Source organism: Enterococcus sp. DIV1337a, from assembly GCF_051712285.1.
GTDB lineage: Bacteria > Bacillota > Bacilli > Lactobacillales > Enterococcaceae > Enterococcus > Enterococcus faecalis.
The window spans coordinates 2036120-2058674 of record NZ_JBIOOP010000001.1 but is presented as its reverse complement, the minus strand read 5'-3'; the positions used below and the strand labels follow the sequence as shown (position 1 = coordinate 2058674).

Below are 22555 nucleotides of genomic sequence, written 5' to 3'. Positions count from 1 at the left end.
CACAATCAAGGAGGAAACAAAATGGCTAAAAAGAGCAAAAAAATGCAAGAAGCATTGAAAAAAGTTGATGCTACAAAAGCTTACTCAGTTGAAGAAGCAGTAGCTTTAGCAAAAGATACAAACATCGCGAAATTTGACGCAACAGTTGAAGTTGCTTATAAATTAAACGTTGATCCTAAAAAAGCAGACCAACAAATCCGTGGAGCAGTTGTGCTTCCAAACGGAACTGGTAAAACACAAACTGTTTTAGTATTCGCTAAAGGCGAAAAAGCTAAAGAAGCTGAAGCTGCTGGTGCAGATTTCGTAGGCGACGACGACATGGTTGCAAAAATCCAAGGTGGATGGTTCGACTTTGACGTAGTTGTTGCGACTCCTGACATGATGGCTACAGTTGGTAAATTAGGCCGTGTCTTAGGACCAAAAGGTTTAATGCCAAACCCTAAAACTGGTACTGTAACAATGGACGTTACAAAAGCTGTTGAAGAAGTTAAAGCTGGTAAAGTAACTTACCGCGTTGACAAAGCTGGTAACATCCACGTACCAATCGGTAAAGTTTCATTTGATAACGAAAAATTGGTTGAAAACTTCAACACAATTAACGACGTATTATTGAAAGCTAAACCATCAACTGCTAAAGGTCAATACATCAAAAATATTTCAGTAACAACAACATTTGGACCTGGAATCCACGTTGACCAAGCTTCTTTCTAATTTGAAAGAAAATAATAAAAAAATTCTTGACTCACTCACTTACCCTATGGTAAAGTGAGTGAGGTTAATAATTAACTGTACCGAAGACAGTAGGTGACGCAAGTCTTAATTTCCTACCGAGGACAATTGTTGAGTTATATACAATTCGGTCCCTCTATGTCTACGGTGGCATGGAGTTTTGTTGTTTTACACGACTTTTTGAAAAAAAGCCGATGTAAATAATACTTGGCGAACGAAGTGAGCGAAGTTTCATTTGATTCTTCTACTTTACATATCGTAAACCAAGTCCAACTCCACCATCAAAATCAGGAGGTGAAATAAATGAGTGAAGCAGCAATCGCTAAAAAAGAAACCCTAGTTCAAGCAGCCGCTGAGAAATTTGAATCAGCAGCATCAGTTGTAATCGTGGACTACCGTGGTTTAACAGTTGAAGAAGTCACTAACTTACGTAAACAATTACGTGATGCAGGCGTAGAAATGAAAGTCATCAAAAACTCAATCCTTTCTCGTGCAGCTAAAAAAGTTGGTTTAGACGGCTTAGACGAAGTCTTTACAGGCCCAACTGCTGTCGCATTCAGCAACGACGATGTAGTAGCACCAGCTAAAATCATCGACGAATTTGCTAAAGATGCAAAAGCATTAGAAATCAAAGGTGGCGTCATCGAAGGAAAAGTTTCTTCAGTGGAACAAATTACTGCGTTGGCAAAACTACCAAACCGCGAAGGTTTACTATCTATGCTATTATCTGTATTACAAGCGCCAGTCCGCAACGTGGCTTACGCTGTCAAAGCAGTGGCAGAGAAAAACGAAGAAGTTGCTTAATTGCAGTCTAATTCAAACAAATAAAAAACAAACAATTTTAATTTAAATGGAGGAAATTCAAAATGGCATTAAACATTGAAAACATCGTTGCTGAGTTAGAAACAGCAACTATCTTAGAACTAAGCGAATTAGTTAAAGCTATCGAAGAAAAATTTGACGTATCAGCAGCAGCTCCTGTAGCAGTAGCTGGACCAGCAGCAGGTGGAGCAGCAGAAGAACAAACTGAATTCACTGTTGAATTAACAGCAGCTGGCGATCAAAAAGTTAAAGTTATCAAAGCAGTTCGTGAAGCAACTGGCTTAGGCTTGAAAGAAGCTAAAGCTGTAGTTGATGGCGCTCCTGCACCAGTTAAAGAAGCTGTTTCTAAAGAAGAAGCAGAAGCTTTAAAAGCTGCTTTAGAAGAAGTTGGCGCTTCAGTAACAGTAAAATAATTCATTCAACTTTTGAATGTTTGAGAACCCTTGTGTGGCAAGGGTTCTTTTTTTATAGCAAACGGTAGTTGTCTTTTGCTAAAACAACTACCGTTAGTAAAATATCTATAAAATTTAATTGTTTACTTTGACAAATTAACAACAATACAATCATCTACCACTCTGATAGAATCTTTGCTAGGCCAGACGTTCATTTCCGCTTGTAAAGCTTGGTGTTTTTCAAAATCTTCTGGTGTAGGATCATTAAAATTTAATCCAAATGTTTTCATATAGAGTAAAGTATTTAAACTAGTATGCACCGAGTTAGGCATGAATTCAAATAATGAGACACCGTTTGTTTCACCTTTTATATTTGAAACATTCCGAGGAGAACGATTTCCATACATTAAAAGTTTATAGGATTCTGGATTCTCAATTTCCATTGAATAAATATTATTTGTAATCATTTCCGCAGTACGTAAATCTTCTTCCGCTGTTAGATACTCAGAATATTCTAGGTTGGTTGTTTCCCGAACTTGAATAAAAGTAAAGAGAATTACTATGCCAATTAATAAATGTTTAAGCACAAAGTTATATCCCCAGTAAATCATAATAAAGATGAGTAATAACGCTAAAACAGCAGGGAAGTTAGGTACTTCACCTCTAATTGCTGGACGTTTTCCACCTAAAATTGTAAACATGAGTGGAGTGATTAGAATACCTAACAAGGTAATAAAGATGAAGAAAACATTTTTGCGTTTTAGATAGGACATATTAATTAATACAACGGCCAGTAAAATAACACATATCAAAAATAACGGTGTAAAAAAAGTGTCTCCGACTGGAGGGAAGAACAGCTCTTTGGCGTAATCTTTAATATCATTGATAGAATCTATCAAGGGACGTTTGCCCCAAAGAATCATATTATCTAGATAGGAGCTTTCAACGTTTAAAAATTTTTTCGCTAACATCGTCATTAGTTGAGATAGAACGAGAGATGAAATAGCTAGTAGAATAAAATGACCAATTTTGAAGGCATAGTCTTTAAAAGAAATTTTAAGATCATTCAACTGAGCAAAATACAATGCCATTAAAATCTTGAATAAAATTAAGGTACACGCAAATACAAAGAATGATTGGTACATAGTAAGTGTAAACGTCAGTAACAAAAAGCCAAATAATTTAAAAATTTTATTGGGAATATGGTAAATAGCAATGAGAGATAGTATAACCAAACAGATACCTAATGAAAATTCAAAATTTTGTAGGACGAAGTAAAATTGTTCACTAAATAATTGACTGGTTGGAAAAATACTTGGGATAATATATAAATACTTTTTGTTATAAATCTGCTTAGTTGAAAGATCAACATAATAGCATAACAAGATAGTGGCGATAGCAAAGAAAATAATAGCTAACAAATTTAAAAAATAAACATTTACATAGTTGTATGTTAAAAGCTTTAAAGCTACTAATCCTGGTCTACCAATGGAAACCCAATGTTTTAAGTAGCCTCTGTAGTTAGTCATTAAGTGCATAGTATCAATAGCGTAAGTATTGTTAAATAGTTTAATACCATAAGTAGCAAAGACAATTAAAAAGCTGTAGATGGCTAAACCTTTGTTTTCTTTAATAAAATGTTTCATTTTTCTCTCCAATATTGTTTATTTGCTAAAACTTGTAAATTATTTATTGATTTTAATTAGTCTATATATCACACTCCCACCTATAATAAAACCCTAATTAATTATAAAATAGATAAATTATAAGAACTACCTAAATTTGAAAATTATTAAATAAATCGTTTTTTTCTTTAACTACAGATAAGCAACAATTTATTTTAAGTCAAAAACTGTTGACGATATTGTCGAGGCGTCATCTCTTTTTTCTGGAAGAAAAATTTTGAAAAATAAGAAGGCGAAGAAAAACCTGCCTCAAAACTGATTTCCGTAATGGTTAAGGAACTTTTTCTTAACAGAGAACAGGCTTTTTGCAATTTTAAGTTTTGTACATAAATACTAGGATTTGTTTGTTCATAACGCTGAAACAGCTTAAATAAATAGCTACGATCAATGTTGTACTCAGCAGCTAACTGACTAATTGAAAGATTGTTTGAAAAATTTTCGTGGATAGCCATTTTAATTTGGTTAAATAATTGTTGGCTTTGATTTTCGTGCTGTGTAATGGAATGATGCTCTAGATAATTCAACAATTGAAAGCTTTCACTTAAACTGCCAAAATGATTATGTTTCTTCGCTTCTTGGTAAATATTTTTAAATAAACTTTCTAATTTCTTATCAACAGTTCCTTTTAAAATACAATTTTCGGTAGTCAGGCCAATTTTTTCTAAATACTGAGAAGAAAGATCTCCAACAAAACCGACCCAATGATAGGTCCAAGGATTTTGCCGATTAGGATAATAAATATTGCGACAATTGGCTGGGATCATAAACAAATCGCCAGCGGTAATGTGTTGTTTTTCCATAAAGGGTGTTGAAAAATAGCCTTCACCATCGCTACAATAATGCAAAACCCAATAATTAATGGGGGCAAACTCCGTTGGTTTTGTCGGGCGGCATTTTTCATAGCCAGCTTCATAAAGATGAAATTCTTGGCTAATAGGTTGATCATTAATCAGGATGCTGACATTATTTGTAAAAACATTTTGCATGCTATCACCTCTTTATAAGAGTATGTAAAGGCTTTCTAAAAGTCAACATCTTTACAAGAAATAGGCAACATTTTTTATTTTTAAAAAACTGTAAGCGTTTTACAATGTGTGAGTACTAATTAATTTGATAAAGAGAGGATGTAGTAAAATGGCAACACATTCACGGGAGCGATTAGGTTCTGTCGCGTTGATGCTCATGACTTTTTCAGCGGTTTTTGCCTTTCCCAGCATTGTTAACAACAGTATTCAGATTGGCTTAGCAACTATTCCAGGCTATTTATTCGGCTCTATTTTTTACTTTTTACCATTTATTCTAATGATTGCAGAATTTGCTTCTGCTAATTCTGAAAATGAATCAGGCGTTCATAGTTGGTTGGAATCTGTGTTAGGACCTAAATGGGCATTTTTAGGTGCTTGGTCGTATTTCTTTGTCAACTTGTTTTTCTTCTGTTCATTACTACCGAATACATTGATTTATGGTTCATACGCTTTTTTAGGTCAAAACGTTTTTCAAGGAAACCATAGTACTAAAATAATTGCAGTGATTTCTATCCTGTTATTTTGGTTAATGACATGGGTTTGTATTAAAGGGGTTTCGTGGATTTCGAAAGTGACTAGCTTAGCGGGTGGTGCTCGTTTATTTATGGGCGTAGCTTTTGTGGTTTTAGCCTTTGTCGTCGTGTTTGGTTTTGGCAATGAACCAGCACAAGAGTTTACCACGACGTCAATTATGCCAACTTTTAATTGGACTTTTTTCATGACAATGGCGTGGATTTTACAAGCTGTTGGCGGTGGTGAAAGTATCGGTGTATATATTAAGGATGTTAAAGGCGGCAATAAAACGTTTGTCCGCACGATGATTGGTGCAACGATTGCGGTCGGTATCATGTATATTCTTGGTGCCGTTGCTGTAGGTTTGGTAGTGCCAACGGACGTCTTAAAAGGAAATTTTTCAAATGGTATTTTTGATATTTTTAAAATTTTAGGTACGTATTTCCATATTCCCGCAGCAATGATGGTGCGCTTAGTAGGAATTATCTTATTTGTCGGAAGTCTTGGTTCTTTGGCTCTGTGGACTGCAGCACCAGTTAAAGTATTTTTCTCAGAAATTCCTGATGGGGTCTTCGGTAAGTGGCTAGTGAAAACGAACGAAGAGGGAAATCCAACCAATGCTTTGTTAGTTCAAGGAATTATTGTGACGATTTTAGTTGCCATTCCAGCACTAGGAATTGGAAATATGGATAGCTTTTTAGAAACGTTAATTAATATGACAGCCTCTACGTCATTAGTGCCTGTCTTGTTCTTGTTAATCGCCTATATTGGGCTTCGTTGGAAAAAAGAAACAATGCCGAGAAGTTTCCGCTTTGGTAATCGAACCTTTGGCTTAATTGCGGGGATTTTCTTATTAGCCATTTTTATCTTTGTGTTCTTTATGTCAACTGTGCCGGATCCAAAATTAATCATGGAAGAAATCAATGGCACGTTACCGAAAGGAACCGCTAGTCCACTAGGTATGTTGGCGTATAACATCATTGGTTTAATTGTCTTTATGGGATTTGCTTGGATTTGTTGGAAACGATATGAAACAAAAGAAAAAAATGAAGTTGGTAAAGGAGAAATGAATTATGAAGACTTGGGAAAATTATAAAGTAGATAGTATCAATCGGTTGCCTGGACGAGCCCATTTTTCGAGCTTTCCTTCGGAAGAAACAGCGTTACTAAATGAAAATAAATATACACAAGCATACAAAAATTTAAACGGACGCTGGCATTTTCTTTTTTTAGAAGCGCCAGAATACAGCCCAGAAAACTTTTTTTCTACGGATTTTGATACAAGTCAGATGGATCAAATCACTGTTCCTGGAAATTGGCAAGTCCAAGGATATGGCAAAATGCATTACTCTGATTTATGGTACAATTTTCCCATTAATCCGCCGTATGTACCAACGGAAAACCCAACAGGTATTTACAAACGGACATTTACTGTGGATCAAACATTTCACGATAAAAAAATCATTTTACGTTTTTGTGGCGTAGATTCAGCTTATCATGTTTGGGTGAACGGCCATGAAGTTGGCTACAGTAAAGGTGCACGAAATGAAGCGGAATTTGACATTACGTCTTACGCTAAAATTGGTGAAACAAATGATTTAACGGTGCGAGTCTATCAATGGTCAGATGGCACGTATTTAGAGGATCAGGATATGTGGTGGTTAAGTGGTATTTTTCGGGATGTTGAATTACTCGGTGTACCAGAAAATGGGCTGGAAGATTTCTTTATTATTTCCGATTTAGATGATTCGTATCAAAATGGCCGCTTGGCAATTACGGGTAAATTTTGGCAAGACAAAGGACAACAAGTTCAATTGGAATTGATGGATCAACAGGGCAAAACGGTTCTTAAAGAGACTGTCGCAGGAAATCAGGGTACGGTTGAATTTTCAGCAAGTTTGTCGTCTGTCACTGCCTGGTCAGCTGAAAAACCATACTTATATCAACTATTTATGACTGTTTTTTCTGAAGGGGACGTCGTCGAAGTTATTCCGCAAAAAGTTGGTTTCAGAAATATTCATGTATCTGGTGAGACTTTCTTAGTTAATGGTGTAGCCATTAAACTAAAAGGAATGAATCGTCATGATTATAATCCGAAAAATGGTCGAGTGGTTAGTCGTGAAGAAATTGAAAAAGATATTCGTTTAATGAAACAATTTAATATTAATGCCATTCGGACCAGTCATTATCCAGCATCTGCTTATTTCTATGATTTATGCGATGAATATGGGATGTATGTGATTGATGAAACCGATTTGGAATGTCACGGCTTTGAATTAACCGGAGAATATGATTGGATTAGTAACGATCCAGAATGGGAAACGGCTTATGTTTCTCGGATGGTACGGATGATTCAACGGGATAAAAACCATCCATCAATTCTCTTTTGGTCTTTAGGAAATGAATCAGCGTTTGGTCATAACTTTATTAAAATGGCCCGTATGGCAAAAGAAATGGATCCAACGCGTTTGGTCCATTATGAAGGTGATTTTGAGGCAGAGGTCACGGATGTCTATTCTACAATGTATACGTGGTTGGAACACCCAACCAGAGAATTACTGATGAATACGATTATTGAAAATTCAAAAAAACCGCATATTTTATGTGAATATTGTCATGCGATGGGGAATGGCCCTGGGAATTTAAAAGAATATCAAGAGCTATTTTATGCTCATGATAAATTACAAGGTGGCTTTATTTGGGAATGGTTTGACCATGGCATTGAAACAATAACAGATAACGGTGAAGTTTATTATCGTTATGGCGGCGATTTCGGCGATGATCCAAGTAACAAAGATTTTTGTATTGATGGGATGTTGATGCCTGACCGTACGCCATCTCCTAGCTTGTATGAATACAAAAAAGTAATTGAACCAATTACAACTAGTGCTATTGACGTTCTGTCAGGTGAATTCTCATTATTGAGTCGGTTTGATTTTGAAAACCTGGCTATCTTTAAGCTGGTTTACACAATTACTGAAGATCAAACAGTGATTCAATCAGGGACAGTAGCAGTGCCAGCAATTGCTGCTAGAGCAGAAGGAAGATTGCACTTACCTTATCATTTAGATTTTCCTAAAAAAGCAGGAGCCGCCTATTATTTAACTCTTTCATATCAATTGAAAGAAACGACCGCCTATGCATCTGCTGGTCATGAATTAGCTACCGCACAGTTTGAATTGCCAATTGCAACACCAGGGATTGAGATCACACCAGTTGGCTCGCTGATGGCAAAGGAAATTGGCCCTCATTTATACATTGAAGGACCAAACTTTTCAATTAATTTTGATAAGGTGAAAGGCACCTTAACGAATGTGACACGAGATGGTAAAAAATTATTGCATAAAGGGCCGAAATTTACATTTTGGCGGGCACCGATCAGTAATGATATGGAAATTATTGATGAAATGAAGAAGAAATATTTCTTACATTTAGAGCATGAAATTGTCCGTTCTTTTGAGTGGAAAAAAGTTGATGATTTTATCCAAGTCATCGTAAAAACAATTAACGGAACAACTAATAGTGCTTGGCATTATCAATGTGCCTATCAGTATTTAATTGCACCAAATGGCGAAATTTTCTTCGACTTAAAAGGTAGTCCTGCTGGTAAAATTGAAAATGCGCCAGATATGCTACCACGTTTGGGTGTGACTCTCCATTTAGACAAGTCTCTGTCAGAAGTAAAATATTTCGGTAAAGGGCCGAGAGAAAACTATGTAGATTCACAAGAAGCTGGTTTACTTGGCGTTTATGATGCTACAGTGGCGGAAATGTTCACTAATTATGTTGTTCCACAAGCTAACGGTAACCACATGGCGACTAAATGGTCCGCATTCACGGATGATCGCGGCCAAGGGGTAGTAGCAACAGCGGCTGATTCATATAATTTTAGTGTTTCTTATTTTGAAGAACAAGCGCTAGATGTTGCTAAGCATACCAATGAATTACAAGAAAGTGATTATGTTGTTTTAAATATCGATTACAAACAAAACGCCTTAGGTAGCTACTCTTGTGGCCAGTGGCAATTAGAAAAATATCGGACTACGTTCGAAGAATTCCAACTGGCATTCCGTTTAACACCTTTTAATAATAAAGAGATTCAAGCAGCAGATGTCGCACATGAACGAGTAAAACGACCAACAATTTCTTAAATAAAAGCTCAGAACAGTTTATTTTTGTATTCTGTTCTGAGTTTTTTAATGAAATTATCATAATTTTTTTCTTTTTTTCATGGAAGTAAGCAAACTATTTTGTTATCTAATAAAAATAGTTCATAATAGTAACATAGCGAATTATTCGCTAGATAAAGCATTTAGGAGGAATTATTTTATGCATACTTTATGGGTTTTAATCGTTGGTGCTGTTATCGGTGCTATCGCTGGCGCGCTTACAAGCAAAGGCCAATCAATGGGTTGGATTGCGAATATCGTTGCTGGTTTAGTTGGTTCATTTATCGGAGAAAAAATCTTAGGTAGCTGGGGTCCCCATGTAGCAGGTATGGCAATTGTGCCATCAATTATTGGGGCAGTAATTTTAGTTGCTGTGGTTTCATTCTTCTTCGGACGAAAAAATAGCTAATTAAGCAAATAATTACTTAATTAGCTAAAGGCACCAAGTCTCACGGTTTTCGTGGAACTTGGTGCCTTTTTTTATTTTCTCGTTAATTTAACGACAACTTCACAACGAGCAGTTTGTGGAAACATATCAACAGATTGCAAGTAGTCTACTTGATATACTTTGGCTAATTGAACTAAATCGCGTGCTAATGTGGAAACATTACAAGAAATATACACCATTTTCTTAGGTGGTTGTTTCAAAAGGGCCGTTAATAATTTACGATCCAAACCAGTCCGTGGCGGATCAACTACAATGGCATCAGGTTGAAAGCCTTCTTTAAACCATTTAGGTAATAAGTCTTCAGCTGTTCCAACAGCATAATGTGTGTTCGTAACACCAAGTCGTTTTGCATTGAATTTAGCATCGTCAATTGCGGCGGGAATGGTATCCATACCACGAACTTGATGCGCTTGTTTCGCTAAACTTAAGCCAATGGTCCCGACGCCACAATAAGCATCAACAACTGTTTCGTTTGGTTGTAAATCTAAGGCCTTGATTCCTTCATTATATAAAACTTCCGTTTGTTCTGGATTCAATTGGAAAAATGCTCGCGGCGATAAATCAAAGACAACGTCGTTAATATGCTCTTCAATGCTTTCTTTGCCCCATAAGTGAAGGGTATCATCGCCCATTACTAGAGAGGTTTTTTTATTTTGGACATTTTGCATAATAGAAACAACTTCTGGTAATTGTTCATTAATTGCGCGAATCATTTTTTCTCTTTGTGGAAATTTCTTCGATTGTGTAATGAACACTACTTGGACTTCGCCAGTTTGGATGCCCACTCGAACCATTAATGTTCGAAAGATACCACTATTTTTACGTTCATCATAAATTGGTAATTGAAAGTTATTCAATAAATCAACTAATGTATTCATCACCTTGGTTGTCGCAGGCTGTTGAACCAAACAGTTATCAATCGGTACTAATTGATGTGAATCAGCTTGATAGAGACCAGCTTCTACTTGGCCATCGATTTGGCGTAATTGGAATTGGGCTTTATTTCGATAATTCCAAGGATGCTTCATCCCAATTGTTTTTCGTAGTTCATAGTTTTGGTAATTGGCTGGCTTAAATTTGTTAAGCGCTTGCTTTAATAAATCCTTTTTAAAGTCTAATTGCGCTTTGTAGGCTAAATGTTGTAGCTGGCAGCCGCCACATGTTTCATAGACAGGACAAGGGGGAACCACGCGATCTTTAGCAGCTCTTTTGACAGATTGAAGGGTTCCTTCAGCAAATTTGGGTGTGACATTTGTAATCGTGGCAGTCACTTCTTCTTTGGGTAGCGCCCCAGGAACGAAAATAATTAATTTTTTATAATAGCCGATACCTTCGCCATTAATTCCTAATCGTTTAATTTTTAAAGAAATTTGTTGGCCTTTTTTTACTAGTTGTTGAGTCATATTCTTTCATCCTTTAGTCATCTCACATTTTTCACTTCCTCCCATTTTAGCACATTTTTATTTATTTGGCTTCCAAGGATTCTATGGTATAGTAGAATATATGTTCTGATTTAGAGGGGCAGGAGAATAAGATGACAACAATCACACGAATTAGTAAAGATAAAGGTGAATTTTATCTACTTTGGCTATCTTCAGGCGAAAAACTGCGTGTCTCGGAAGATATTTTAGTACGGCAGCGTCTGCTAAAAGGCCAAGAGTTATCAGATACTTTAATAGAAGAAATTAAAAAAGCCAGTTCTTATGATGTCGGATTACAAATGGCGATGAATTACTTAAGCTATCAATTACGTTCAAAGAAAGAGATTTTTACTTATTTAAAAGAGAAAGAAATTGTACCTGAAGATCGAGTAAAAATCGTTCAACGTTTAGAAGAGCTGCGGTTGTTGGATGATGCAATTTTTAGTGAAAGTTACGTGCGGACAGCTATGCGAACCAGTGATAAAGGACCACGAAATGTGGCACAACAATTAAAGCAAAAAGGCATTAGTGAAGAAGATATTCAGCATGGCTTGACCTTTTATACGTTAGATGAACAGCTTAATGTTGCAACAGCAACCGCAGAAAAGGCCATGCAACGTTATCGAACCAAAAGCTTTAAAGATGCACTTCAGAAAACACGTCTGCATCTGATGCAAAAAGGTTTTACCAATGAAATCATTGATTTAGCTTTGGAATCTTTAGCATTTGAAAAGGACGAAGAACAAGAACAACAAGCGTTAAACAAGGAAGGCGAACGTTTATGGCGTGCCAATCAGCGATTTGATTTTTCTAAAAAAGTCCAAAAAGTAAAACAAAGCCTATTCCAAAAAGGGTTTGACTATGATTTGATTCAGCAATTTATTAGCGAAAAGGAAGTAGAACATGACGAATAAAGAGCCTTGGGAGGCGTGGAGTCCCGAAAAAGTTAGTTCATTTCAGGAAGATTTTTTAGCTTGGTATGAACGAGAAAAACGCAATTTACCTTGGCGAGCGAATACAGATGCGTATCGTATTTGGATTTCTGAAATTATGCTACAACAAACTCGCGTAGATACAGTCATTGATTATTTTTATCGATTTATGGAATGGTTTCCGACAATCCAAGATTTAGCAGAAGCGCCAGATGATAAGTTATTGAAAGCTTGGGAAGGATTGGGCTACTATTCACGAGCGCGTAATTTAAAAGTGGCAGCGCAACAGATTGTTTCAGAATTTGGTGGGAAAATGCCTGACACAATTGAAGATATTCGGAGTTTAAAAGGAATCGGCCCCTATACGGCCGGTGCGATTGGTAGCATTGCCTTTAATCTTCCTGAACCAGCAATTGATGGTAATGTCATGCGGGTAGTGAGCCGTTTATTTGAAATTGATGCAGATATTGCAAAAGCGAGTAGTCGTAAAGTATTTGAAGCGGCGATGCTTAAAATCATCGATCGTGAGCGTCCAGGGGATTTTAATCAAGCCTTAATGGATCTAGGCTCAGCCGTTTGTACACCAACTTCACCTAAGTGTGAAAGCTGCCCGCTTCAGCAATATTGTGCGGCCTATCAGGCAGATAAAATGACCGCTTATCCGGTCAAATCAAAAAAAGTTAAGCCGAAAGATGTGTATTATGTCGGCACTATTATAGAAAATAAAAAGCAAGAATTTTTATTAGAACAACGACCTGAAACAGGTTTGTTAGCCAATATGTGGCTGTTTCCTATTGAAGAAATTAGCAAAAAACAATTTCAACAATTGCAAAAACTGGCGCAGCCAACAGAAACGGAAAAACAATTAACTTTAGACTTAGATCCTGTAACAGAACCTTTGGTCGCTGAAGAACCTGTCAGTTTTTTTACTGACTATGAAACAGTTGTCTGGCAAAAACGTGCCTTAGGCGAAGTCATTCATATTTTCAGTCATTTAAAATGGCATATCTTAGTCTTTTATGGTCGAAATACAGGCGAATTAGCAACACTAGAATCGCAGCGATGGGTGGCAGCACAACAATTTTCGGACTATGTTTTTCCAAAACCACAACAAAAAATGGTGGAGTTGTTCAAAAAAGAACACAAAAATAAATAACAAAAAAGAGAGGCTTATAAACAAATAAGCCTCTCTTTTTTGTTTCCTCTAGGTTATACCCCTATATAAATTCTGCTATGTTTAGTTTTGAAGGGGACTGGTAAGATAGACTTGTCTCTTGTCTGCTTAGAGGAGTAGTCATGATGGTGGAGACTTTTCAAGAGAGAGGAAGTACAGCCAATGAGTAGGAAGCGAAAAATCAGCTTAATTAGTTTAGTCATCATTTTGTTTTTTGTCACAGTCGGCTCAGCATACTTTGCTGTAGCAGGTAGCTATTTAAAGAAAACGATTGATAAAGGCTATGTTCCCATAAAAAATGATTATGCTGAGGCGCAAAATAAAGATAGTCAATCGTTTTTAGTCATGGGTTTAGACAATACGATTGAACGAAAATTAGGCACAACTAGGACAGATGCTATGATGGTGATTACCGTGAATAACAAGACGAAGAAAATAACCTATTTAAGTTTGCCACGGGATAGTTTTGTTCAAATTGATGCAAAAAATTATCAAGGGATGCAACGAATTGAAGCAGCCTATACCTACGACGGACCGACAGCTTCTGTTAACACGGTTGAAAAATTATTGAATATTCCAATCAATCATTACGTTGTGTTTAACTTTTTATCTTTTATTAAGTTAATTGATGCGGTTGGTGGCATAGATGTCAATGTCAAGCAGGCGTTTGATGGTGTTACCAAAGACGGACCAGGAGCCATTCATTTTGATGCAGGCAAACAGCATTTAGATGGTACGAAAGCTTTATCTTATGCCCGTGAAAGACATAGCGATAACGATATTATGCGTGGATTCCGACAACAAGAAATTATTCAAGCAGTTGAAGACAAGTTGAAATCCGGTCAATCCATCATGAAAATAATGGACATTATTGCTTCGTTAAATGGAAATATTCAAACTGATGTGGATTCCAACGAATTGACTCATTTAGTCAAAGAAGGTTTGACTTGGACCAACTATGATAAACAACAGCTTTCTTTTGACTGGCGCACTTTTAGTAATGAAGGGCGCAGTATGGTTGAACTATATCCAGATAGTATTGAAAATGTCCGTCATCAATTACGTGTGTCTTTAAATTTAGAAAAGCCAGATGAACGAGATCAAGACGGCTATGTCTTCCATACGAACGGCGAATTTTTATATCAAAGTGATTATACCGTTCAAGATGAAGCAGCTGAGGAAAACGAAATGACTTCCATCAACGGCAATACGTATATTGGTGTTCCTGGCAATACACAGACCGGCCCGTTGCCATCAGTTAAAACGGAAAATGGCTTTATAAAATAATTTATTTTCTAAGTGTAGAAAATCCGAACATAATAGATTAAGTAATCCGCTTACTTATTATTCTTCTAAGGAAAAAGCGAAGGATTTTAGCAAGAAAACAGCGTATCATTTGATATAAACCCAACATTCCCTTTATAATGAAAGTAACAAGCAAATTTTTGTTACTTAGAAGGGGAAGGGAGCAAGGAGTTATGTTTAGTTATACAGATACCATTTTGTCAATTATGCAAAGAATTGAAGTATACAACGAAATTTTCAAAGCCATCTCTAAAGAAGTTCAAGAATACGGTTGTAATCAGGCTGCACATCGGAGAGGCCGTGATACTTATATGTTTTGCCGAAATAATGTGAATCGTTTTTTTACAGAAGAAATGATGTTTCGTAAAAATTTAGAGCCGTATTATGATAAAGAAGCAACGAAAATCTTGCTAGAAGGATTAGATACGTATAAAGAAGGGGTATTTTTCTGGTTAGAGGCATTAAGTGAATCTTGCCAAGTGACAGATGAATTGAAATATCAATTAGGCATCCGCCAAAAAGAATCCTCTTATTTATTAATTAATCAAGCTTGTAAAGAAGCCTGTGAGGGCATTCAAAGCGCTCATAGTGTTCATAAGATGTAAAAAGTTAGGTACGATTGTCAATCTGACAGTCGTACCTAACTTTTTTATTTCAATATCATCTGATAAGCATAACGTTCGCCATCGTTAACATCTAAAATCACGTCACCTTGATAAACAAAGCCAGCTTTTTTAATCAGGTGCTGCATGGCGAGATTTTGTGGATGTGTATCGATTCGAATATCAGTAGCACCTTGCAAACGAGCGGCTGTAATCAGTGAGCGCAAAAGCACCAAGGCCAGTCCTTGACCTTGAAAGGAACTTTTTAGAGCAACACGATGAATTGCCGTATACGTAGCTTGAGAATGTGGTTGCCAAGAACCATTAAAAATCGCTTCATAAGCAGGATCAATCTCTGAACATAAAACACCAACGCCTGCCAAGGCATCATCAACCATTAAAATATAGCAAGTTTGCTGGTCGATATCTTTTGCTAAAATTTCTTGATTCGGGCCATCGCCGTTTTGCCATTGGGGAATACCACTTTTTTGTAAGGTGCGGCGTCCATCTTCAATGATAGCAAGGATATCAGGCAAATCAGAAGGTTGTGCTTTTCTTAAGTAAACAGCCAAAAAATATTCCCTCCTCTTAGAAACCTGTCGTTGTTTTCAATTGGTAAATTTTTGAAGGGCGGCCAATGCCAACGGGACGTTCACCTAACTCTTCAAAATATTGTGTCATGGCTTTTTTAAAATTTGAATGGTCAATGCTGCGATAATCAACGCCGAGGAACTTCGCAAAAACTTTACGGGCTTCCGTAATGGTAAAATCTTTTCCTAAGACTTGAAGCACTTGTGGTTCATGTTCCATTTTATCAACAACACGATTAAATGCCTTAATTATAATTTCACTATGGTCGAAGGCTAATGTATCTTTACCAAGAGAGGCCGCTGTTTTCAAGTCTAAAGTAATTTCCACATCTTCATGAGATAACGTGATGTGTTGACCATGACGTTCAAGATTGAACCAGTGGACTTCTTTGGCATCGTCGCCAGCAATTAAAGGTTCTTCACCAATAAAAGCTAAATAGCTGACTGTTACGACCCAGCCACGAGGATCTCGATCTGGGCGACTAAAGCTGTGTAATTGTTCAATATTTTCTTGAGAAATCACCACACCAGTTTCCTCTTTTGTTTCTCTTAAAACACTATCTTCAGTAGATTCGTTACGATTAACAAAACCGCCGGGAAGCGCCCAGGAGTTTCTAAAGGGGTGACCTTTACGTTGAATCAGTAAGACTTTTAATTGATCGGCTTCCTTGTTGTAACAAAGAAGGACCATATCAACGGTTAAAGAGGGTTTTTCATATTCAGGCAATTCTTGTTGATGATACCAAGTTAAAAACTCTGCTAAGCTAGCCTGGCGTTCATAATAATTTTTTTCTTCGGCTTTAGAAGCAAATTGTGGCACAATTGCTCCTCCTTTCAAAAAGAAACATGGTTTTCTTTTATTGTATCATTAAGTGGCCGAAATACAATATTCAAGCGTAAAAAGTAAAGTAAGCCTGGGACAAAAATCCAAAGTGATTTTTGTCCCAGGCTTATGCTGTAAGAAGTTTGTTCTAAACGTTGTTTATTGTGTTAATTCTAATAATTTGTTTTTCAAATCTTCTTCCATATGGCCAAGTTCGATTTCGGCAGCTTGGCGTTTTTCTTTTCCTTCTTGTTGAATACGTAATGTTTCTTGGATGGTTTCAATTAAATCATTTTGTGTTTTTTGTAATGTTTCAATATCGACTAGACCACGTTCATTTTCTTTTGCTGTTTCAATTGCAGAAATTTTTAGCATTTCTGAATTTTTCTTCAGTAAGTCATTGGTGGTTTCAGAGACTTGACGTTGAGCAGTCACAGCATCTTTTTGACGGAGTAAGGTTAAGGCGATGACTACTTGGTTTTTCCATAACGGAATCGCCGTATTCACCGATGATTGAATTTTCTCAGCCAAAGCTTGGTTAGTATTTTGGATTAAACGAATTTGTGGGGCTTGTTGAATCGTAATTTGACGAGCCAAGCGTAAATCATGGGTTCTTTTTTCTAAACGATCTAGGAATTGGTTATAGTCATTGACAATTTGAACATCCATTTGATCCCCAGATTCTTCCGCTTTCTTCATGGCTTCAGGGATAATTTGCGTCCGTAATTCTTCTGCTTTTAATTCCCCAGCAGCAATATAGATGTTTAAGGCATCAAAATAATCTTTATTTTTTTGATACAATTGGTCTAACATGGCGTTATCTTTTAAAAGACCATCTTTTTCATGGGTTAATTTGACAGCAATTTTGTCAATTTGTGCCCCAATTTTTTGATATTTGGCGGTGATTTCGTAAACGGATTGTTTGACTTTACCTAACATTTTTTGAATAAAATTGCCTTCACCAGCACGTAATTCATTGGGATTGGCTTCATTTAAACGAAACATTAGGTCGGTTAGTGAATCACCAACAGGACCAATGTCTTGTGCTTGAACGTGGTTTAACATCGCTTGCGAAAATTCGCCGAGTTTGATTTGGGCATTCGAACCATAGGTAATCACTGCTTGTGAATCTTGGACGTCAATTTTTGAAGCTAACTCTTTTGCTTGTGCTTGACGTTCTTGTGGTAATTTATCAATTAAACGAGGAGCTGCTTGCTGTTCTTTTAACTCAGATAGTTCATTTTGTTGCGTTGGTGTTAGTTCATCCATTGATGAAAATGGATTACTTAATAAATCATCCAATGTATTGGTTACAGATGTTGTTTCTTTGGGTTGTTGCTCAGTCATTTTTTTTCCTCCCTAATGATTATTGCTGGTCTTCGTTTGCTTGAGGTGATTCCTCAGTCGCAGCTTTTTGCGACAAGCTGCTTTTAGCGATCGACATTTCGACATCTAAATCGTCTAAGTCATCGGAAACGATTTCCTCATAATCATTTTTAACTAATTTTGACAATTGGTCAATGATTTGTGCGCTTTCTTCTAATTTTTCATACGTTTGTTTGTTTTTTACTTCATGTTGTTCGATTTCTAAATGCTTACTTGTTAAGTCAACGATATTTGGTAAATGTGTATAGAGAAAGTGATTGGCTAAGTGTAACTTTTTAGGTTCTTTCACTAACTCTTTAAACAGAGCTTTAGAAACCTTCGTAGTATCATTACGTAAGTCAATCGCCCGTAATTTAGTTGAACGATTCATGTTTTCTTGTAATTGTATGATTTGTTTTTTGGCTGTGCTCATTGTACTTCTGAAAAAATCAATTTCTTGTGGAGATAACCCCAACTCACGATAATGGGCTTCTTTATCTTTCGTTAAGTAAGGCATTTGATCGCTCTTGTCGGCGGCATTTTTCTTTTTTCGATAGAGAACGAATACTAAAAAGCCTACCAGAATCACAAAAGCGAAGAAGCCATATTCTCTAGCGACAGCAATGATTAAGGCTCCTAAAAGAATATAGCCAATCAGTAATTTTGTATTTAATTTGTTCATTTATATAGTTCCTCCTATCTATCTAATCCTCGAAAGAGTCAGCTCTCGTTACAATAGTTATTTTAGCACACTCTGTGAGAGAAAAGACATACAGCGGAAGATGTATTTTATGATTTAGTGAAATCCTAAGAAAAAAAGTGTAAAACGCAAAAAAAGACCCGTCCTAATTGGGGGTAGGACGGGAAAGGAGTTAAAAATGAAAAAGTGTTTTGTTAGGGTTGTTTGTTGGTATGCTTAAATAATACAAGGAAGTTGTGAATTTTTTATGTCTATTTTTTTTCGAAAATGTAATTTTTTTCTAAAGCAATAAATTTTTTTCTTTGAAAAGGGTTTAACTAAAGAAGAAGGGGTGCGATTTTTATCATTTTAGGGTATGATAAACAAGAAAGGTTGGTGAAAGATATGTTAAATTATGAGGACTTCGAAGAAAAAACACTTCAACGTCGAGAAATTTTTAAAGGAAAGATTATTGATGTTTTTTTGGATGATGTAGCTTTACCGACAGGCGGCACAGCTAAACGCGAATTGGTTTTTCATTCAGGCGCAGTAGCTATGATTCCGTTAACCGCAGAAGGAAAAATCGTCTTAGTTAAACAATTTAGAAAACCATTGGAACAAGTGATTTTAGAAATTCCAGCGGGGAAAATTGATCCTGGAGAAGAAAATCAACTGGAAACGACGGCTATGCGGGAATTAGAAGAAGAAACTGGGTATCGTGCAGGTCAGCTCACCTACATAAATTCAATGTATCTGTCACCAGGATTTGCTAACGAAAAATTGGCTCTCTATTTGGCAACGGATTTGCAGAAAGTCGAAAATCCGCGTCCTCAAGATGAAGATGAAATCTTGGAACTTTACGAGCTAACAATAGCAGAAGCCAAAGCAGAGGTGGCAAAAGGCACGATTTGTGATGCCAAAACACTTTTTGCTATACAATACTGGGAATTGTATTTACTGCAGAGACAGTTTAAGGAGGACACGTAATGAGCAAAGGTCCGTTAGTCACTCGGACAGAACTTCGCAAACGCAGAGAAGCAGAAGAAAAAGAAGCAGAACGTCGTCAGCAGGAAGAGCAGAAGCTGGCGGAAAAAGCGTATAAGCGAAAAGAAAAAGAAATTTCGACGTTTTATCGTAAAGAAAAGAAAAAACAAAAACCAATCAACAAGTCACGAGTAGGAGAATACTCGAAGCGTCGAGAACGGAGTACTTGGTTAAACAAGGCAATTATTATTGTAGCGATTTTATTAGCCGTTGTGGCATATATCGTTTTGAATTTATAGAAAAGAGGAATCACTATGAAAATTGGAATTATTGGAGCAATGGATCAAGAGGTCAAAATTCTAAAAGAAAAATTGACAGACACGATGTCATGGGAACGAGCAGGAGCTTTATTTGTTTCTGGTTCGTTAGGAAGACATGAGGTGATTGTGGTTCGTTCAGGAATTGGTAAAGTGGCCTCAGCTGTGACCACGACTTTATTGATTCATCAATATGGCGTAAATATGGTGATTAATACAGGTTCTGCTGGTGGTATCGGTGAAGGACTAAAAGTCGGCGATTTAGTCATTGCAGACAAATTAGCTTACTTTGATGTTGATGTCACTGGGTTTGGTTATGCCTATGGACAATTGCCTGGTGGTGTGCCTTTGTATTTTGAAACAAGTGAATACTTGCGGATGGAAATTGCGAAAGCTGCTGAAAAAACTGGGCTAGCTATTCGGAAAGGATTGATTGTTACTGGAGATACTTTTGTGGATAGCGCTGAGAAAATCGCCAAAATTAAGAAAGAGTTTCCTGAAGCCTTAGCTTGTGAAATGGAAGGCGCAGCAATTGGCCAAGCGGCTTCACAGTTTAATATTCCGTTCTTAGTTGTACGAGCAATGAGTGATACAGCAGATGGCGAAGCAACTCAAAGCTTTGACGAATTCATCGATGAAGCTGGGAAAAAATCAGCCGAAATGGTTATTCATTTTGTCGAGAACTTAGTTTAAAAAGAGAAAGAAACAGCCATCATTTCATCAATGAAATGATGGCTGTTTCTTTCTGCTTTATTGTCATTTAATGAAAGGCTTTTAAATACTGTTCTTTTTGTTTGCGCGTTAATTTTTTAAAGGCGGCTTCGGCTTTGGTGGCCGCGCTACGTGTTTCAAATTTCTCTGTATGAATCATTTTGACTGGCCGTCGTTTGGCTAACCGTGTATATTTTGCACCAGTTCCGCTATTATGTTCGGTTAAACGACGTTCTGGCTCAGTTGTATAGCCACCGTAAAAGGAACCATCTTGGCAAAGTAAAACATAAAAATAATGGGATTTCTTATTCTCCATACAGCATAGCCTTCATTTCTGCTTCGTATTCGTTCTTCTCATTGTATGTAAAAAGAGGTGGCAACACACGAAAACCGTCTTTTTTACCTTGCTTAATGCCTTCAATTAGTAAAACATTGGCTTCTTTGCCTGGCTTCGGATAAACAAACCGAGCTTTTTTCGGCGCAATATTGGCGTTTTCCATGGCATGTAAAATATCAAGGAAACGATCAGGACGATGAACCATTGCGAGGCGACCATTTGTTTTTAATAAATCCGCTGACACAGTGACCACTTCTTGAAGGGACGTGTGAATTTCATGACGGGCAATCGCTAAGTGCGGGTTTGGATTTTTTTGGCTAGTTGGTCGTTCTTTAAAGTATGGGGGATTACATAGTACTAAATCGACAGAATCTTTTTTGATGACCTCTGTCGCTTGTTTTAAATCACGTTCATACATCGTTACTTGTTTTTCCAATTTATTTAATAGAATACTTCGTTGACCCATATCTGCCAAACGAGGTTGTAATTCGATTTGGTCGATCGTTGCAGCTGTTTTCCGACTAACGAAGAGGCCGACCGCACCATTGCCAGCACACAAATCGACAATCTTGCCCTTTTTTGGTAGTTGCGGAAAATTAGCCAATAAGACTGCATCAATGGAAAAAGAAAAGACTTCTTTGCTTTGAATAATTTGAATATCATCCGCATATAATTGATCAATCCGTTCGCCGGATAATAACATAGATTAAGAACCTCCAACTTTTCATCTGATTGTTCATGTATTATACTACTTTTAAACTCGTATGACAAAATCTGTTCCCTAGATTAGTGAGGACATGTAATTTCTTTGATTGATGGAAGTAAAAAAAGCTTGTCAAAAGGTAGAGCTTTCGGCATACTAGAAAGCGGAGAGAAGAAAGGAAGAAAATTATGTTTTTTACATTTATGCGTGGCGTGGTTCGCGTCATTTTATTTGTGATTAATGGAAATGCACATTATGAAAATAAAGAAAAATTACCAAAAGACCAAAACTATGTCTTAGTTGCGCCGCATCGAACATGGTGGGAACCGCTGTATTTAGCTGTTGCTGGCAGTCCTAAGAAGTTTAGTTTTATGGCCAAAAAAGAGTTGTTTAAGAATCCTGTTTTACGTTTCATTTTAAAACATGCGAATGCGTTTCCGGTGGATCGTGAGAAGCCCGGTCCCAGCGCAATTAAGACACCTGTCAAAATTTTAAAAAATTCTGATTTAAGTTTGATTATGTTCCCCAGTGGCACGCGTCATTCCTCAGAATTAAAAGGTGGGGTAGCCTTGATTGCTAAAATGGGTCGAGTACCTATCGTGCCATCTGTTTATCAAGGTCCGTTAACTTTAAAAGAGTTGTTTAAACGTAAAAAAGTAACGGTTCGTTTTGGAGAGCCAATCGATATTAGCGATATTAAAAAAATGGATAAAGACGGTTTAGCTGAAGTGGAACGTCGAATGCAAGAAGCATTTGATCAGTTAGACAAAGAAATTGATCCAACTTTTAAATATGAATCAACAGAAAAAGAATAAAACAAACCGCTACA

23 protein-coding genes and 1 other annotated feature are annotated in these 22555 nt (G+C 36.8%); of the genes, 14 read left to right on the top strand and 9 right to left on the bottom strand.

The genetic code is table 11. The features are described 5' to 3' along the window. The first annotated feature begins 21 nt into the window (after positions 1–21). From rplA to rplL, 3 genes are all read left to right on the top strand, one after another. Positions 22–711 carry a 50S ribosomal protein L1 gene (rplA, locus tag IGL49_RS09705; RefSeq protein WP_002356425.1) on the top strand — a complete coding sequence of 230 codons (690 nt, stop codon included), beginning with the start codon at positions 22–24 and terminating at the stop codon, positions 709–711. Positions 712–773: 62 nt separating this feature from the next. Continuing rightward, positions 774–903, top strand: a sequence feature (ribosomal protein L10 leader region). 129 nt (positions 904–1032) lie between these two features. Beyond that, positions 1033–1533, top strand: coding sequence for a 50S ribosomal protein L10 (rplJ, locus tag IGL49_RS09700; protein ID WP_002356426.1), 501 nt, complete (start codon positions 1033–1035; stop codon positions 1531–1533). 62 nt (positions 1534–1595) lie between these two features. After that, entirely contained in the window at positions 1596–1964 is a 369-nt protein-coding gene (gene rplL / locus IGL49_RS09695; protein WP_002356427.1) for a 50S ribosomal protein L7/L12, read from the top strand. A 122-nt stretch (positions 1965–2086) separates the two neighbouring features. Here rplL and IGL49_RS09690 read toward each other — a convergent pair whose 3' ends face one another. Together IGL49_RS09690 and IGL49_RS09685 are read right to left on the bottom strand one after the other, a co-directional pair. Continuing rightward, positions 2087–3589, bottom strand: coding sequence for a glucosyltransferase domain-containing protein (locus IGL49_RS09690; protein WP_104855203.1), 1503 nt, complete (start codon positions 3587–3589; stop codon positions 2087–2089). 194 nt (positions 3590–3783) lie between these two features. Further along, the gene (locus IGL49_RS09685) at positions 3784–4614 is read right to left on the bottom strand and encodes an AraC family transcriptional regulator (protein WP_104855204.1); all 831 of its coding nucleotides are present in this window, start codon (positions 4612–4614) and stop codon (positions 3784–3786) included. A 148-nt stretch (positions 4615–4762) separates the two neighbouring features. On the opposite strand from IGL49_RS09685, the gene IGL49_RS09680 reads away from it, so the two are divergent. The 3 genes from IGL49_RS09680 to IGL49_RS09670 all read left to right on the top strand — a co-directional run bounded on the left by IGL49_RS09680 (position 4763) and on the right by IGL49_RS09670 (position 9744). Continuing rightward, a complete protein-coding gene (locus tag IGL49_RS09680) occupies positions 4763–6262 on the top strand; it encodes an amino acid permease (protein WP_104855205.1) in 1500 nt (499 codons plus the stop codon). Then, complete coding sequence (ebgA, locus tag IGL49_RS09675) at positions 6240–9317, top strand: beta-galactosidase subunit alpha (RefSeq protein WP_104855206.1); 3078 nt, start codon at positions 6240–6242, stop codon at positions 9315–9317. The genes IGL49_RS09680 and ebgA overlap by 23 nt, the downstream gene beginning before the upstream one ends. 178 nt (positions 9318–9495) lie before the next feature. Next, positions 9496–9744 (top strand): GlsB/YeaQ/YmgE family stress response membrane protein, encoded by a 249-nt coding sequence (locus IGL49_RS09670; RefSeq protein WP_002356434.1) that lies wholly within the window; start codon positions 9496–9498, stop codon positions 9742–9744. Positions 9745–9815: 71 nt separating this feature from the next. Here the strand turns inward: IGL49_RS09670 and rlmD are convergent, their stop codons facing one another. Then, positions 9816–11186, bottom strand: coding sequence for a 23S rRNA (uracil(1939)-C(5))-methyltransferase RlmD (gene rlmD, locus IGL49_RS09665; protein ID WP_104855207.1), 1371 nt, complete (start codon positions 11184–11186; stop codon positions 9816–9818). 131 nt (positions 11187–11317) lie between these two features. On the opposite strand from rlmD, the gene recX reads away from it, so the two are divergent. From recX to IGL49_RS09645, 4 genes are all read left to right on the top strand, one after another. Next, entirely contained in the window at positions 11318–12118 is an 801-nt protein-coding gene (recX, locus tag IGL49_RS09660) for a recombination regulator RecX (protein WP_104855208.1), read from the top strand. Further along, entirely contained in the window at positions 12108–13292 is a 1185-nt protein-coding gene (gene mutY / locus IGL49_RS09655) for an A/G-specific adenine glycosylase (protein WP_104855209.1), read from the top strand. Before recX ends, mutY begins: the two co-directional genes overlap by 11 nt. A gap of 180 nt (positions 13293–13472) precedes the next feature. Next, entirely contained in the window at positions 13473–14597 is a 1125-nt protein-coding gene (locus tag IGL49_RS09650) for an LCP family protein (RefSeq protein ID WP_104855210.1), read from the top strand. A 137-nt stretch (positions 14598–14734) separates the two neighbouring features. Continuing rightward, a complete protein-coding gene (locus tag IGL49_RS09645) occupies positions 14735–15220 on the top strand; it encodes a hypothetical protein (RefSeq protein ID WP_002356444.1) in 486 nt (161 codons plus the stop codon). Positions 15221–15264: 44 nt separating this feature from the next. Here the strand turns inward: IGL49_RS09645 and IGL49_RS09640 are convergent, their stop codons facing one another. From IGL49_RS09640 to IGL49_RS09625, 4 genes are all read right to left on the bottom strand, one after another. Continuing rightward, positions 15265–15789, bottom strand: a complete 525-nt coding sequence (locus tag IGL49_RS09640) for a GNAT family N-acetyltransferase (protein WP_104855211.1) — start codon at positions 15787–15789, stop codon at positions 15265–15267. A gap of 16 nt (positions 15790–15805) precedes the next feature. Continuing rightward, positions 15806–16645: an NUDIX domain-containing protein gene (locus IGL49_RS09635; RefSeq protein WP_002384084.1), complete on the bottom strand. Its 840-nt coding sequence runs from the start codon at positions 16643–16645 to the stop codon at positions 15806–15808. A gap of 144 nt (positions 16646–16789) precedes the next feature. Further along, positions 16790–17977, bottom strand: coding sequence for a toxic anion resistance protein (locus IGL49_RS09630; RefSeq protein ID WP_002356447.1), 1188 nt, complete (start codon positions 17975–17977; stop codon positions 16790–16792). A 19-nt stretch (positions 17978–17996) separates the two neighbouring features. After that, positions 17997–18677, bottom strand: a complete 681-nt coding sequence (locus tag IGL49_RS09625; protein WP_002384086.1) for a 5-bromo-4-chloroindolyl phosphate hydrolysis family protein — start codon at positions 18675–18677, stop codon at positions 17997–17999. Between the two features lie 402 nt (positions 18678–19079). On the opposite strand from IGL49_RS09625, the gene IGL49_RS09620 reads away from it, so the two are divergent. Genes IGL49_RS09620 through IGL49_RS09610 form a run of 3 tightly spaced genes read left to right on the top strand, consistent with a single transcriptional unit; the run spans position 19080 to position 20668 of the window. Then, positions 19080–19661 (top strand): NUDIX hydrolase, encoded by a 582-nt coding sequence (locus IGL49_RS09620; protein WP_164982971.1) that lies wholly within the window; start codon positions 19080–19082, stop codon positions 19659–19661. Continuing rightward, the gene (macP, locus tag IGL49_RS09615) at positions 19661–19957 is read left to right on the top strand and encodes a cell wall synthase accessory phosphoprotein MacP (protein ID WP_002356451.1); all 297 of its coding nucleotides are present in this window, start codon (positions 19661–19663) and stop codon (positions 19955–19957) included. The genes IGL49_RS09620 and macP overlap by 1 nt, the downstream gene beginning before the upstream one ends. Positions 19958–19972: 15 nt before the next feature. Further along, on the top strand, positions 19973–20668 hold the full coding sequence (locus IGL49_RS09610; protein WP_002356454.1) for a 5'-methylthioadenosine/adenosylhomocysteine nucleosidase: 696 nt from the start codon (positions 19973–19975) through the stop codon (positions 20666–20668). Between the two features lie 67 nt (positions 20669–20735). Here the strand turns inward: IGL49_RS09610 and IGL49_RS09605 are convergent, their stop codons facing one another. Together IGL49_RS09605 and IGL49_RS09600 are read right to left on the bottom strand one after the other, a co-directional pair. Continuing rightward, positions 20736–21002 (bottom strand): GIY-YIG nuclease family protein, encoded by a 267-nt coding sequence (locus tag IGL49_RS09605; RefSeq protein WP_104855364.1) that lies wholly within the window; start codon positions 21000–21002, stop codon positions 20736–20738. Continuing rightward, positions 20992–21726, bottom strand: coding sequence for a tRNA1(Val) (adenine(37)-N6)-methyltransferase (locus IGL49_RS09600; RefSeq protein WP_002394906.1), 735 nt, complete (start codon positions 21724–21726; stop codon positions 20992–20994). Before IGL49_RS09600 ends, IGL49_RS09605 begins: the two co-directional genes overlap by 11 nt. Before the next feature lie 188 nt (positions 21727–21914). On the opposite strand from IGL49_RS09600, the gene IGL49_RS09595 reads away from it, so the two are divergent. Further along, positions 21915–22541, top strand: coding sequence for a lysophospholipid acyltransferase family protein (locus tag IGL49_RS09595; protein ID WP_002356461.1), 627 nt, complete (start codon positions 21915–21917; stop codon positions 22539–22541). Positions 22542–22555 lie beyond the last annotated feature (14 nt).